This window comes from Pseudomonas sp. Arb-4-2C (genome assembly GCF_055755015.1).
This window is the reverse complement of sequence record NZ_CM146899.1, coordinates 2,141,155-2,156,173: the sequence shown is the minus strand read 5'-3', so window position 1 is coordinate 2,156,173 and position 15,019 is coordinate 2,141,155. Positions and strand designations below refer to the sequence as shown.

Here is a 15,019-nt window from a genome sequence, read left to right as displayed (position 1 = left end):
GCTCAAGCCCCCGCCACGGCAGGTAACGGATCACCGATCACGACCCGGTCGCCTTCACTCAGGCCCTGATTGATCTGCACTTTGACGTTGTTGTTGATCCCGGTCTGCACGTTGCGCGACTGCGCCTGGCCCTTGGCATCCAGAACCCGCACCGTAAAGCTGCCATCGGCATTGCGCGGCCCGAGCGCCGCCACCGGCACCGTCAGCACCGATTGCGCGGTGTCGAGGACGATGCGCACCTGCGCGGTCATCGAAATGCGCAAGCGGTGGTCGGGGTTGGGCACCTCAAACAACGCGTTGTAGAACACTGCGCTGTTTTGTTTCGGCGTACCGGCCGGCGGCGTTTCGAGGAAATTCTGCGGCGCCGGTTCAGTGCCGCGCAATTTGCCGTAATAGCGTTTGTCCTCCCCCAGAATGGTGAAATACACCGCCTGCCCCGGTGCGATGTGGATCACGTCGGCCTCCGACACCTGAGCCTTGATGGTCATGGTGTCCAGGTCCGCCAGTTTCAGCAGGATCGGCGCCAACTGGTTCGCGATCACCGTCTGGCCTTCCTGAGTGACGATCCCGACCACGTCGCCATCGATCGGCGCGACAATCCGCGTATACGCAAGGTTGACCTTGGCGGTGTCGATCTGGATGTGTGCGCTCTTGATCTGCGCGTCCAGCGACAACAGGTTGGCCTGCTGCACTTCGTAGTTCGATTGCGCGGTTTCGAAATCCTGACGCGAGATCGACGCGTCTTCCTGCAGGTTCTGATAGCGCTCGTAGATCGCCTTGGTCTGCCTGAGCTGAGCCTGTGTCGCGCGCTTTTGCGCCTGCAGGTTTTCCTCATCGACCTGCGCTTGTCGCAGGGTGTTCTGCAGTACCAGCGGATCGATTTCCGCCAGCCACTGGCCCTTCTTCACCTTGTCACCAACCTTGATCTTGAGCGACTTCAACTGCCCCGACACCTGAGCGCCGACGTCCACCTGCTTGATGCCCTCCAGCAAGCCGGTGGCGAGTACGGTGTTTTCGATGTCCGTACGCTCGACCGGCGCCGTCTGGTATTTCGGTGCCTCGGCGGGGGCCTGCACCGTGTACAGCACCAACCCGGCCACCGCCGCCAACGCCAACCCCATACCGACTTTGCGCAACTTCGACTTTTCCATAAATAACCACAAGTCCGTTCAGGGATGAACCCGGCCAGCGGCCGGGTCTTGATAGAAAAACACCATTCAGGACAGCACTTGGCCGACCGCGACCGACAGGCCGTCGTGCCACCACGCCGCGAAACTGAAGACGTTGGGCGCCTTGAGAATCGTGAAGTGGTTGCCCGGCCCGTACCACACCGCCAGATCGTCGACCTGACGCTGCCAGCCCTCGAGCACCGCCGCCTGTTCGCGCTGATTGCCCCATTCGTCCAGCGTCGGGTCATCGACCAGTACCAGTCGCACCGGCCCGGTATAGGCCAGACGCGGTTGATAAACCGTGCGCAAGGCGCTGGAGAAGGTGCGTACCGGGCCGTGCATCGCGTTGGGCGCCGCCCGCTCCGACAACACCCCGGCGCGCACCATGCCTTCGTGCAGCAAGCGCAATTGCGTGGTGTCATCGGCGTTGGCGAACAGCGCAGGATCGATGCCCAGCGATTTGCCGCAGGACAACTGCAGGGTGTCGATCAGCCGTTGCAGCGCGGCAGTGGCCGTGTACGGTTTGCCGGCCGTGCCGTCGCCGCCCGGCGCCTCGCTGTCGATCAACGTCAGCGAAGCCACCTCACGTCCTGCCGCCTGCAACTGCGCGGCCATTGCATGCGCCACCCAGCCACCGAAGGAATGGCCGATCAGATGCACCGGCCCTTGCGGGTAGATCTGCGCGATCGCCTGCAGGTAGAACGCCGCGGCCGCCTCCACTTCGCTGTGCGGCACACTGACGCCGTCCAGCCCCCGGGGTTGCAGGCCGATGATCGGCCATTCCGGGCCGATGGCTTCGGTCAGGTGAATGAACCCGGTGACACTGTCACCCGCCCCCGGCACACAGAAAATCGGCGCATGCCCTACGTGTCCGGTCTGGATCGTCAGCAGCGGTTGATACGGCGTCGGCTCCGGCGCCACCAGAGTTTCCAGCGCCTGGGTAATCGCCTGACCGAGGGCCTGGATATGCGGCTGTTTCATCATCGTGCGGTGATCGCCGGGGATGTCGATGCAACGCAGCAATGTCGGGTCGAAACGCTCTTCCCAGCCACGGGTCGGGCTCGGCAAGGACTGCCCGTCCATCAACGCCTGGGCGCGGAACAGGTGGATCGTCTGGCTCGCCGGGCTGACCCGGTAATGCGCCAGCGCCAGGCGATGCGCCGCTTCGCGATCAAAGTAGTGCCAGGCATCCGCCGCGCTGACCGTCGCCAGTTCCGGGTCGGTCAGTTGTTGCGCCTGGCAACGCTGGAACAGCTCAATGAAATCCAGCTGTTCGACCTGCGCTTCCAGCGCTTGCACTGCCGCCAGTGCCGCCTCGCCTTCGGCACCGAGCATCATCGAACGCCCACGGCAATGGCCGAGCAACTGACGTTTGTCCAGCCCTTCACCGCTCCACATCGCCTTGTCCTGGGCCAGCGGATTGGGTGCATAGCTGTCGAGCATGCCGATGAACGCCACCGGTTCATCGAGGCCAAGCAATTGCTGCGCGACCTCATGCGCCAGCACGCCGCCAAACGACCAGCCGGCCAGACGATACGGCCCGTGCGGCTGCACCGCGCGGATGATCCCGACCATGCGCTGCGCCATGCACTCGAGGGTGCGCAATTGCGCTTGCCCAAGTGTCACGCCGGGCAAGCCGTAGATCGGGAACTCGCCGCCAATGTGCTGGGCCAGCGTCGGGAAATACACGTCGCGGCCGCTGAATTCATGCATCAGGAACAACGGCGTACCGTGCTCCCCGGCGCGCACCACGACCAGCCCGTCCGGCTGCCCGCCCGCCTCGTCCTGACTCAGCAGCGTGGCGGCAGATTCGACGCTCGGATGCTGGAACAGCTCGGCCAACGACAGTTTCAGCCCGGCCCTTTGCATCAGATTGACCAGCCGCACCGCCAGCAACGAATGCCCGCCCAACTCGAAGAAGTTGTCGTGCCGCCCGACCTGTTCAACACCGAGCACCTCGCCCCAGATCTGCGCCAGCGTGGTTTCGACGTCACCCTGCGGCGCCACGTAAGGCCGGTTGATCACCGCGTCCGCCCCCGGTTCCGGCAGGGCCTTGCGGTCGATCTTGTCGTTTGGTGTCAGCGGCAAGGCGTCGAGCCGCACGAACGCACCGGGCACCATGTACTCCGGCAAACGCTCCAGCACGTGGGCGCGCAAGGTCTCCAGGCTGGGTTCATCCACGCCAGAGCGCACGCTGTACCAGGCCACCAGACGTTCGTCGCGCACCATCACCACCGCTTCGCGAATTGCCGGATGCTCGATCAGCCGCGCCTCGATTTCTCCTGGCTCCAGACGCAAGCCACGCAGCTTGATCTGGAAGTCGTTGCGACCAAGGAATTCCAGTTCGCCGTCGTTGTTGTAACGCACCAGATCGCCGGTGCGGTACAGCCGATCACCCGCTACAAACGGGCTGTCGATGAAACGCTCGGCCTGCATCTCGGGCAAGCCGTGATAACCCCGCGCCACTCCGACACCGCCAATGTGCAACTGACCGCTGACGCCTTGCGGCACCGGTTGGTCGTAAGCATCGAGCACGTACAGGCGCGTGTTGCTCAACGCTTTGCCAATCGGCACCACGCTGTCCGGCACCGGCATTGCCGGTTCCAGCGTCCAGCCGGTGCTGTCGACCGTGGTTTCGGTCGGGCCATAGACGTTGTGCAAACGCACCCACGGCAGCCGCGCGCGCACCTGCCGCGCCAGCGCGGCACTGAGTTCGCCGCCACCATTGAGCACGTCGGTGAGGCTGGTACATTGCTCGACACCCTCCTGCTCGATGAACTGCTGGAGCAACGCCGGCACGAACTTGACCACCGTCACCTGTTGCTGGCGGATGGTCTGCACCACGTACGCCGAATCGCGGTTGCCGTCGGGCCGCGCCAGCACCAGACGCATGCCGGAGCACAGCGGCCAGAAGATCTCCCACACCGAACTGTCGAAGCTGAACGGCGCCTTTTGCAGCAGCGCACCGTGTTCGGTTGGCGGACTGAGCTGCGAACCCCAGTGCACCATGTTGCAGGCGCTGCGGTGCTCGATCATCACGCCCTTCGGCAGGCCCGTAGAACCCGAGGTGTAGATCATGTAAGCGAGGTTCGAAGCGCTCAGGCCCGGCACCTGCGAGTCATGCTCCGGCAGGGTCTGCCAGGTGCTGTGGTCAAGGTCGATCAGCGTCGCTGCCGCGTTATCGAACAACCCGCGAGTCGCCGTCTGCACCAGCACCGCCGTCGGCGCGCTGTCCTTGAGCATGTAGGCCAGACGCTCCGTCGGGTAGCTCGGGTCCAACGGCACATAGGCGCCGCCCGCCTTGAGGATGCCGAGCAGACCGACCACCAGATCCAGCCCGCGCTCGACGCAGATCGCCACTCGCGCATCCGGCTGCACACCAAGTTCGCGCAGGTGATGGGCCAGACGGTTGGCGCGTTCGTTGAGTTCACGATAGCTCAGGCGCTGTTCCGCCGTCTGCACGGCGACCGCGTCCGGTCGGCGCCGCACTTGTGCTTCGAACATCACATGCAGCGGTTGCTCCAGCGGGCACTCGACTTGCGTCGCATTGAAGTCCATCAACAAGCGCTGACGCTCGTCCGCCGCCAGCAACGGTACTTGCGCCAGCACCACCTGATCATCGTTGACCAGCGTCGCCAGCAGTTGCTGGAAGTAGCCGACAAAGCGGCGAATGGTCGCTTCGTCGAACAGCGCCGTGGCGTAGTTCAGCGCCCCGCGAATCCCGCTCGGGTGCTCACCGAGGGTCAACGACAGGTCGAATTTGACGAATCGGCTCGGCCCGGCCACGCCTTCAAGGCTCAGTTCACCCAGGGTCAGGGCCGGCCCGTCGTTGTTGTCCCAACTGAGCAGCGTCTGGAACAACGCGCTGTGGGACAGGCTGCGCAGCGGCTTACAGATTTCCACCACCTGTTCGAACGGCAAGTCCTGATGCGCCTGCGCTTGCAGGGTTTGCGCCTTGACCCGCGCCAGCAACGCCTCGCCGCTCGGCTCGTCCGAGGTGTCGATGCGCAAGGCCAGGGTGTTGACGAACATGCCGATCAAGCCTTCGATCTCGGCGCGAGTGCGGTTGGCCACCGGCGAGCCGATCACCACCTCGGTCTGGCCGGACAGGCGACTGAGGGTCATCGCCCACGCGCTCATGATCACCATGTACGGCGTGACTGCGCGGCGCTGACACAGGGTCTTGAGCCCGGCACTCAGCTGTTCGCCCAGCTGTATTTCGACACTGCCACCACTGTGGTCCTGCTGCGCCGGACGCGGTCGGTCGGTGGGCAGGGTCAGCAACGCCGGTGCGCCGGCCAGGGCCTGTTGCCAGTAATCGCTCTGGCGTTGCAGCACCTCACCGCTGAGCCAGCGGCGTTGCCACACCGCGTAGTCGGTGTATTGCAGCGCCAGTGGCGGCAACGGATCGGGTTGGCCGTGACTGAACGCCTGATACAACGCCGCCAGTTCACGGGTCAGCACGCCCATCGACCAGCCGTCGGAGACGATGTGGTGCAGGGTCAGCAACAGCACGTGGTGATCGTCCGCCAGCCGCACCAGACGACCGCGCATCAACGGATCGTCCAGCAAATTGAACGGCGCGCAGGCCTCGGCCTCGGCCAGTCTGTGCAGGGCCTCGTCGGCCTGCGGATAGCCACGCAAGTCTTCGACACGCAGGACCACACCGGTGTCCACCGGCAGGATCTGCACCTGGGCCTCATCGTCAAGCTGATGGAAACGGCTGCGCAGGGTTTCGTGGCGCGCAACGATCCGCGCCAGCGCCCGTTGCAGCGCGTCTTCGTCCAGCCGGCCGCGCAGGCGCAAGCCGACCGGGATGTTGTAGGCGCTATTACCGCCACCCATCTGCGCCAGGAACCACAGCCGTTGCTGAGCGAACGACAGCGGCAGCACTTGATCACGCGGGGCCGGCAGGATATCCGGCAGCGTGCTGCGTCCGGCACGGCTGAGCACGTCCGCCACGGCGGCCAGTTCCGGGTTGGCGAACAACTCACCCAGCGCCAGCTCGATCCCCAGTTGTTGGCGCACCTGCGACAACATGCGCATCGCCAGCAGCGAATGCCCACCCAGTTCAAAGAAGTTGTCGTGACGACCGACCTGCGCAACCTGCAACACCTCGGCCCAGACCCGCGCCAGACTGGCTTCCAGCGCCGTGACCGGGGCCTCGTAAGCGCGACTGAGCAGCGCCTCTTGGGTCGGCGCGGGCAACGCCTTGCGGTCGATCTTGCCGTTGTTGTTCAGCGGCAACGTCGCAAGTTGCACCCAGGCACTCGGCACCATGTATTCCGGCAACCGCGCCTGCAATTGCGCGTGCAGGTCGGCGCTGTCCAGCGGCTGATCGTGCACGGTGTAATAGGCCACCAGACGCGGGGTTGCCTGGCCGTCGCGACGCGCCAGCACCACCGCTTCCTTGACCCCGGCGCAACTGAGCAAGCGGCTCTCGATTTCTCCCAGCTCGATGCGGAAACCCCGGATCTTCACCTGATCGTCATTGCGCCCGATGCAATCGAGTTGCCCCGGTGCCAGCCAGCGTGCGAGGTCGCCGGTGCGATAGAGCAACGCGCCAGGCCGGTCGCTGAACGGATCACGCAGGAACTTCTCGGCGGTCAGGTCCGGGCGGTTCAGGTAACCCAGCGCCACGCCCTGCCCGCCAATGTACAACTCGCCGGTCACGCCCATCGGCACCGGTTGCTGGTGCGCGTCGAGCACATACACCTGGGTGTTGGAAATCGGCCCGCCAATCGGCACGCTCTCGGCGTTTTGCGCCACCTCAAGCACCTCGAAGGTGGTGGCGTAGGTAGTGGTTTCGGTCGGGCCGTAGCAATGCACGATACGTAGTAGCGGCGCAGCAGCCCGCAGCGTGCGGAACGCCGCCGGATCACCGCGCTCACCACCGCACAGCAGGATGCGCAAGCCTTTGAGCGCCTGCGGAATCAGTTGCACGTACTGGTTGAACAGCGCGGTGGTGACGAACAGGATCGTCGCCCCGGAGTTGCTCAGTTCGCGGCCAAAAGCGTTCGGATCGAGCAAGGTCTGGTGATCGATCACCACCACGCGCCCGCCGTTGAGCAGCGGGCCCCAGATGTCCATGGTGCTGGCGTCGAACGCCGGGTTGGAGGCGAACACCACGCGGTCCTGCGCGTTGAAATCGGCATAACCGTTGTTCAGCACCAGACGCCCGATGCCACGGTGCGGAACCATCACGCCTTTCGGGGTGCCGGTGGAGCCGGAGGTGTACATGATGTACGCCAGCGCCTCCGAGCTTTGCGCCAGGTTCGGGTTGTGCGTCGGCTGGCCGCTGAGCTTGAGCCGGTCAAGGTCGATGCGCGGCGCGGCGTAATCGATGGTTTCACTGCTGAGGGTCAGCAACGCCACTGCGCGGCAGTCCTCGACCATGAACGCCTGACGCTCGCTCGGCGCATTGATGTCCAGCGGCACATAGGCCGCCGCGCACTTGGCAATCGCCAGTTGCGCCACCAGCAGCTCCAGCGAGCGCGGCAACAGGATCGCCACGTGGTCGCCCGGCTGCACGCCTTGGCCGATCAAGTGGTGCGCCAGGCGGTTGGCCTGGGCGTTCAGTTCAAAGTAGCTCAGCGAATGCTCGCCATGCACCGCCGCCACAGCCTTTGGATGCGCTGCGGCCTGCTGCTGGAATACCCCGTGCACGGTCAGCGTCTGCGGGTACTCGCGCGCGGTGGCGTTGAACCCGCACAGCAAGCGCTGACGCTCATCCTCGGCGAGTAACTGCACCCGCTCCAACACCGCCTGATCATCACTGACCATCGCCGCCAGCAAGCACTGCAAGTAGCCGACATAACGCTGGATGGTCGACTGATCGAACAACGCCGTGGCGTATTCCAGCGAACCGCGAATCACCCCGTTGGCTTCGCCCAGGGTCAGGGTCAAATCAAACTTGGCGACCTGCCCCGGGGCGGCCACACCTTCGAGGCTCAGGTCGCCCAGTGCGAGGTTCGGTCCGACGCTGCTGTCCCAGCTCAGTGTGGTCTGGAACAGCGGGCTATGCGCCAGGCTACGTACCGGTCGTGCGATTTCCACCACCTGTTCGAACGGCAAGTCCTGATGCGCCTGGGCTTGCAGGGTTTGCGCCTTGACCCGCGCCAGCAGCGTGGCCACGCTCGGCTCACCCGAGGTGTCGATGCGCAAGGCCAGGGTGTTGACGAACATGCCGATCAGACCTTCGATCTCGGCCCGGGTACGGTTGGCCACCGGCGAGCCGATCACCACATCGGACTGCCCGGACAGGCGACTCAGCAGCAGCGACCAGGCACTCATCACGGTCATGAACAGGGTCACGCCGTGACGCTGACTCAAGGCTTTGAGCCCGGCGCTCAGACGTTCGTCCAGCAGCACCTCGACCGTGCTGCCGGCGTAATCCTGTTGCACCGGACGCGGACGGTCGGTGGGCAGGGTCAGCAAGGCCGGCGCACCGTCGAGGGTCTGTTGCCAGTATTGGCTTTGGCGCTGCAGCACTTCACCGCTGAGCCAGCGCCGTTGCCACACGGCGTAGTCACCGTATTGCAGCGCCAGCGGTGGCAGCGGATCGGGCTGGCCCTGACTGAAGGCCTGGTACAACGCCATCAGTTCGCGGGTCAGAACGCCCATCGACCAGCCGTCGGCGACAATGTGATGCACCGTCAGCAACAGCACATGGTGTTCGTCGGCCAGTTTTACCAGCCGCCCGCGAATCAGCGGGTCGTGCTGCAGGTCGAACGCCGTCGCTGCTTCTTGCGCAAGCAGCGCCTGCAACGTCGCTTCGGCCTGAGGGTCTTGGCGCAGGTCTTCCACCTGCAACAGCAGGCCGCTATCAACCGGCGCAATCGTCACCTGCGCCTGATCGTCAAGGCTGATGAAACGGCTGCGCAAGGTTTCGTGTCGCGCCACGATCTGCCCCAGCGAGTGTTGCAGCGCTTCGCCATTGAGCCGCCCGCGCAGGCGCAGGCCAATCGGAATGTTGTACGCCGAGTTGCCGCCAGCCATTTGCGCCAGGAACCATAGGCGCTGCTGGGCGAACGACAGCGGCAGCGCCTGATCACGCGGTGCCGGCACAATCTCCGGCAGCGTGCTGCGCCCGGCGCGGTTCAGCACTTCGGCCACCGCGCTCAGGTGCGGATCGGCAAACAATTCACTCAAGGGCAGCTCGACGCCCAGACGCTGGCGCACCTGCGACAGCATGCGCATCGCCAGCAACGAATGCCCGCCGAGTTCGAAGAAGTTGTCATGCCGCCCGACCTGCCCGGTTTGCAGGACCTCGGCCCAGATCTGCGCCAATGCAATTTCCAGCTCGCCCTGCGGCGCAGCATATTCGCGGGTGAACAGCGCCGCCTCATCCGGCTTGGGCAAGGCTTTGCGATCGACCTTGCCGTTGTTGTTCAACGGCAGGTTGTCGAGGGCCACCCACGCACTCGGCACCATGTATTCCGGCAGCCGCGCCTGCAAATGCTCGCGCAGAGTGGCAATGTCCACAGCGCCATCGTGGGCGGTGTAGTAAGCCACCAGCCGCAGCGGCTCCTGAGCATCACGGCGCGCCAGCACCACGGCTTCCTTGATGCCCGGATAGCCCAGCAGACGGCTCTCGATTTCCCCCAGCTCGATGCGGAAACCCCGGATCTTCACCTGATCGTCATTGCGCCCGATGCAATCGAGTTGCCCCGGTGCCAGCCAGCGTGCGAGGTCGCCGGTGCGATAGAGCAACGCGCCAGGCCGGTCGCTGAACGGATCGCGCAGGAACTTCTCGGCGGTCAGGTCCGGGCGGTTCAGGTAACCCAGCGCCACGCCCTGTCCGCCAATGTACAACTCGCCGGTCACGCCCATCGGCACCGGTTGCTGGTGCGCGTCGAGCACATACACCTGGGTGTTGGAAATCGGCCCGCCAATCGGCACGCTCTCGGCGTTTTCAGCCACCTCAAGCACCTCGAAGGTGGTGGCGTAGGTGGTGGTTTCGGTCGGGCCGTAGCAATGCACGATACGTAGTAGCGGCGCAGCAGCCCGCAGCGTGCGGAACGCCGCCGGATCACCGCGCTCACCACCGCACAGCAGGATGCGCAAGCCTTTGAGCGCCTGCGGAATCAGCTGCACGTACTGGTTGAACAGCGCGGTGGTGACGAACAGGATCGTTGCCCCGATTGCGCTCAGTTCGCGGCCAAAAGCGTTCGGATCGAGCAAGGTCTGGTGATCGATCACCACCACGCGCCCGCCGTTGAGCAGCGGGCCCCAGATGTCCATGGTGCTGGCGTCGAACGCCGGGTTGGAGGCGAACACCACGCGGTCCTGCGCGTTGAAATCGGCATAACCGTTGTTCAGCACCAGACGCCCGATGCCACGGTGCGGAACCATCACGCCTTTCGGGGTGCCGGTGGAGCCGGAGGTGTACATGATGTACGCCAGCGCCTCCGAGCTTTGCGCCAGGTTCGGGTTGTGCGTCGGCTGGCCGCTGAGCTTGAGCCGGTCAAGGTCGATGCGCGGCGCGGCGTAATCGATGGTTTCACTGCTGAGGGTCAGCAACGCCACTGCGCGGCAGTCCTCGACCATGAACGCCTGACGCTCGCTCGGCGCATTGATGTCCAGCGGCACATAGGCCGCCGCGCACTTGGCAATCGCCAGTTGCGCCACCAGCAGTTCCAACGAGCGCGGCAACAGGATCGCCACGTGGTCGCCCGGCTGCACGCCTTGGCCGATCAAGTGATGCGCCAGGCGGTTGGCCTGGGCGTTCAGTTCGCCATAACTCAAGGTTTGTCCGCCATGCACGGCGGCGATGGCTTGTGGGTCGGCCAGCACTTGCCTTTCAAACAGGGCATGCACGGTCAGCGTCTGCGGGTATTCACGCGTGCTGGCGTTGAACTCGACCAGCAGTTGCCGGCGCTCGTCCTGCGACAGAATCGACAACTGATCAACGCTCGACTGCGGCGCCTGTTCCAGCGCGTGCAACAGATTGCCCACGGCCAGTTGCATGTACTCGCAGATGCGCCCGGCGTCGATGCCGTCGCCGGCCATTGCGGTGAAACTGAAGCCTTCGCCCAGGTCATCGACACTCAGGCTCAGCCGGTAGTTGGTGCGTTCCTCGGCATTGAGCAACTGCATGCCTTGCCACGCGCTTGCTGCAGCCCGGGAAGACGCGCCGGCAGTGGCGCTGTGGCGATAGTTGAACAAGGTGCTGAACAACGGCGTGCCGGCAGGCATGGCGCTGCAATGTTGGGCCAGAGCCAATTGCGCATGCTCGTGTTGCAGCAGCGCGTTCAATCGTTGGTGGGTGGCGAGCGCGGCGTCCTTCACCGAGCGCTGGCCCAGATCAATGCGCAATGGCAAGGTGTTGATGAACACCCCCAGCGCCCGCTCGGCGCCCTCGCCCGCTTGCAAGCGGCCCAGCAGCACGGTGCCGAACACCACCGTTTCCCCCCCGGACAGTTGTCCCAGCACCTGCGCCCAGGCCAAATGCATCAGGCTCGCCGCGCTGATGCCCAGACGCCGGGCCTTGGCCCTGACGCGCTGACTCAGATCCAGGTCGAGCGAGCGCCGGGCTTCTTCACCGAGACCTTGCGCAACACTGCTTTGGCCATACGGCACGCTCGGTTCGCTGACGTCTCCAAGCATTTCGCGGAAGAAGCTTTCGTGCGCCTGAGCGCTCAACCCGGCACGGGTGTGCGCCACATAATTGCGGTACGCCACCGGTTCGGCCAGACGCTGCGCCTGACCGAGCAGGAACGCCTGCATTTCGTGTTGCAGCACTTCCAGTGCCACGTGGTCCATCACCAGGTGATGGAACAGCAGGATCGCCACCACGCGCTGATTGACCGTGTCCGGCGCGTGGACCACACGCAACAGCGGTGCCTGATCGATCGGCATCCGATAGTGACCGGCGTCAAAGCGGCTGCGCAGTTGCTCCAGCGCATCAGCATTCGCCGCGTCCAGCAGCACGCCCTCACACGCCAGCGGCGCGTGGCGCCAGACCACCTGCACCGGCTCCTCCAGTCCGTCCCAGAACAGCGAAGTACGCAGAATGTCGTGACGCTCGATCACCTGTTGCAAAGCCTGGGTGAAAGCTTCAAGACGTTGCTCGTCGGCGAAGGCAAACTGCGCTTGCAGCACATAAGGGTCGCCCTGAGGCGCCGACAGGTGATGGAAAAAGATCCCCGCCTGCAGCGGCGCCAACGGATAAATGTCCTGCACGTTGGTGACGCCGCCCGGGATGCTGGCGACGATGCGGTCAATGGCGGCCTGGTCGAGTGCCACCAGCGGCAGCAGCTCGGGGGTGATGCGCGGGCAATCCGCCGCAATGCGGTTGGCCGGCACGTCAGCCTGCGGCTCGCCACCGACAGCCGCGGCCAGTGCAGACAGGGTCGGCTGGTTGAACAACACGCGAACGTCTGCCGTCAGCCCTGCACGACGCATTTTCGCCACCAGGTTGACCGCCAGCAGCGAATGCCCGCCCAGTTCAAAGAAATGATCGTGGCGCCCTACGCGCTCGACGTTGAGCAGCTCGGCCCAAAGCGCGGCGAGCACGGTTTCCACTTCACCGACCGGTGCTTCGTATGCGCGACCCGGTAGCGACGCCAGATCCGGCACAGGCAGTGCCTTGCGGTCGAGTTTGCCGTTGGGGCTCAGTGGCAATGTGTCGAGGTGCACGAACACGGCAGGCACCATGTAATCCGGCAACTGCTCCAACAGATGGCTGCGCAACGCGTCGATGTCCAACGGCTCACCGGTGTAGTACGCCACCAGACGCTTGTCACCGGGCACGTCTTCGCGGGCCAGCACAGCGGTTTCCTGCACGCCGTCGAGCTGGGTCAGGCGTGCCTGGATTTCACCCAGTTCGATGCGCAGGCCACGGATCTTCACCTGATCGTCGTTGCGCCCCAGGTACTCGATATTGCCGTCGGCCAGATAGCGCGCGACGTCGCCGGTGCGGTACAGGCGCCCATGGGCCTGGAAAGGATCGTCGAGGAAGCGTTCGACGTTCAGTTCCGGGCGGTTCAGATATCCGCGGGCCACCTGCACACCACCGATGTACAGCTCGCCGACCACGCCGTGCGGCACCGGTTGCTGCTGTGCGTCGAGGATGTACAGACGGGTGTTGGCAATCGGTTTGCCGATCGGTGTGTTGCCCGGGGTCTGCTCCAGCGGCCCGGCGCAGTTCCACGCGGTCACGTCTACGGCGGCTTCGGTCGGGCCGTAGAGGTTATGCAATTCGCTGCCCGGCAATTGCCGTTTGAAACGCCGCACTACACTGCCCGGCAACGCTTCGCCGCTGCACATCACCTGACGCAAGCCACCGCAGCGTGCGGTGTCGGCGTGGGCGAGGAACACGTCGAGCATCGACGGTACAAAGTGCAGCGTGGTGATGTGTTCACGCTCGATGATTTCGCTCAGATACAGCGGGTCCTTGTGCCCGCCCGGCTGCGCCATGACCAGTCGCGCACCGGTCATCAACGGCCAGAAGAACTCCCACACCGACACGTCAAAGCTGAACGGGGTTTTCTGCAGAACGGTATCGGCCGCCGTCAGTTGATAGGCGTCCTGCATCCACAGCAGACGGTTGACCACCCCGCTATGCTCGTTGATCACGCCTTTCGGCTGACCGGTGGAGCCGGAGGTGTAGATGACGTAGGCGGTGTGCTGCGGGGTCAGTCCAGCGACCGCGAGATTATCCGTCGGCAGCAACTGCCAGTGCGGCTGATCCAGATCGATCAGCGGCACCGCGCCCTCGCCCAGCAATGCGCGGGTCGAACCCTGCACCAGCACCGCCAATGGCGCGCTGTCCTCCAGCATGTAGGCCAGGCGCTCCAGCGGGTACGCCGGATCCAGCGGTACGTAACCGCCGCCGGCCTTGAGGATCGCCAACAGCCCGACCACCATGTCCAGACCACGCTCGACGCAGATTCCGACCCGCGAATCCGGCTGCACACCCAATCCACGCAGGTGCCGCGCCAGTTGATTGGCCCGGGCATTGAGCTCGGCAAAACTCAGGCGCAGCTGATCACTTTGCAACGCGATGGCCTGCGGCGTGCGTGCCACTTGCGCCTCGAACAGACCATGAATGGTCTGTTCGAGGTTGTAATCCACCGCCGTGGCATTGAACCCCTCCAGCAAACGCTGCTGCTCTTCCTGCGCCAGCAGCGGCGCATGTTCCAGTACGGCCTGATCGTTGGCGACCATTGCCTGCAACAGGCGCTGGAAGTAACCGACAAAACGCTGCACGGTTGCCTCGTCAAACAGCGCCGTGGCGTATTCCAGCGAGCCACGAATCGCCCCGCTGGATTCGCCCAGGCTCAGCGACAGGTCGAACTTGGCAAAGTGGCTCGGTTCGGCCACGCCTTCCAGTGTCAGTTCGCCAAGGGCCAGCGCCGGGCTTTCGAGGCCGTCCCAGCTCAGCAACGTCTGAAACACCGGGCTGTGCGCCAGGCTGCGTACCGGCCGGGTGATTTCCACCACCTGCTCGAACGGCAGGTCCTGATGCGCCTGCGCTTGCAGGGTTTGCGCCTTGACCCGCGCCAGCAGCGCTTCGACGCTGAGGTCGCCCGACGTATCGATGCGCAGGGCCAGGGTGTTGACGAACATGCCGATCAGGCCTTCGATCTCGGCGCGGGTGCGGTTGGCCACTGGCGAGCCGATGACCACGTCCGACTGCCCGGACAAGCGGCTGAGCAACATCGCCCAGGCACTCATCAGCGTCATGTACAAGGTCACGCCATGGCGCTGGCCCAAGGCCTTGAGCCCGGCGCTCAAACGCTCATCGAGCAGCACTTCGACGCTGCTGCCGGCATAGTCCTGCTGCGCCGGACGCGCACGGTCGGTCGGCAGCATCAGCAGCGCCGGAGCGCCGGCGAGCGTCTGTT

2 protein-coding genes (1 of these 2 cut by a window edge) are annotated in these 15,019 nt (G+C 64.7%); both read right to left on the bottom strand.

Annotation, left to right across the window (positions count from 1 at the left end):
• Positions 1-2: 2 nt before the first annotated feature.
• Positions 3-1,151, bottom strand: a complete 1,149-nt coding sequence (macA, locus tag AC0J41_RS09580) for a macrolide transporter subunit MacA (protein ID WP_473015318.1) — start codon at positions 1,149-1,151, stop codon at positions 3-5.
• 66 nt (positions 1,152-1,217) lie between these two features.
• Positions 1,218-15,019 carry the 3' portion of a non-ribosomal peptide synthase/polyketide synthase gene (locus AC0J41_RS09575; RefSeq protein WP_473015316.1) on the bottom strand. The gene runs 4,036 nt beyond the window's last position, so the window shows 13,802 of its 17,838 coding nt (coding positions 4,037-17,838); its start codon lies off the right edge, out of view — the gene reads right to left on this strand; it ends in the stop codon at positions 1,218-1,220.

Excerpts from the sequence above, each read along its gene's own strand:
- macA (WP_473015318.1), bottom strand. The coding sequence starts at position 1,151 with ATGGAAAAGTCGAAGTTGCGCAAAGTCGGTATGGGGTTGGCGTTGGCG.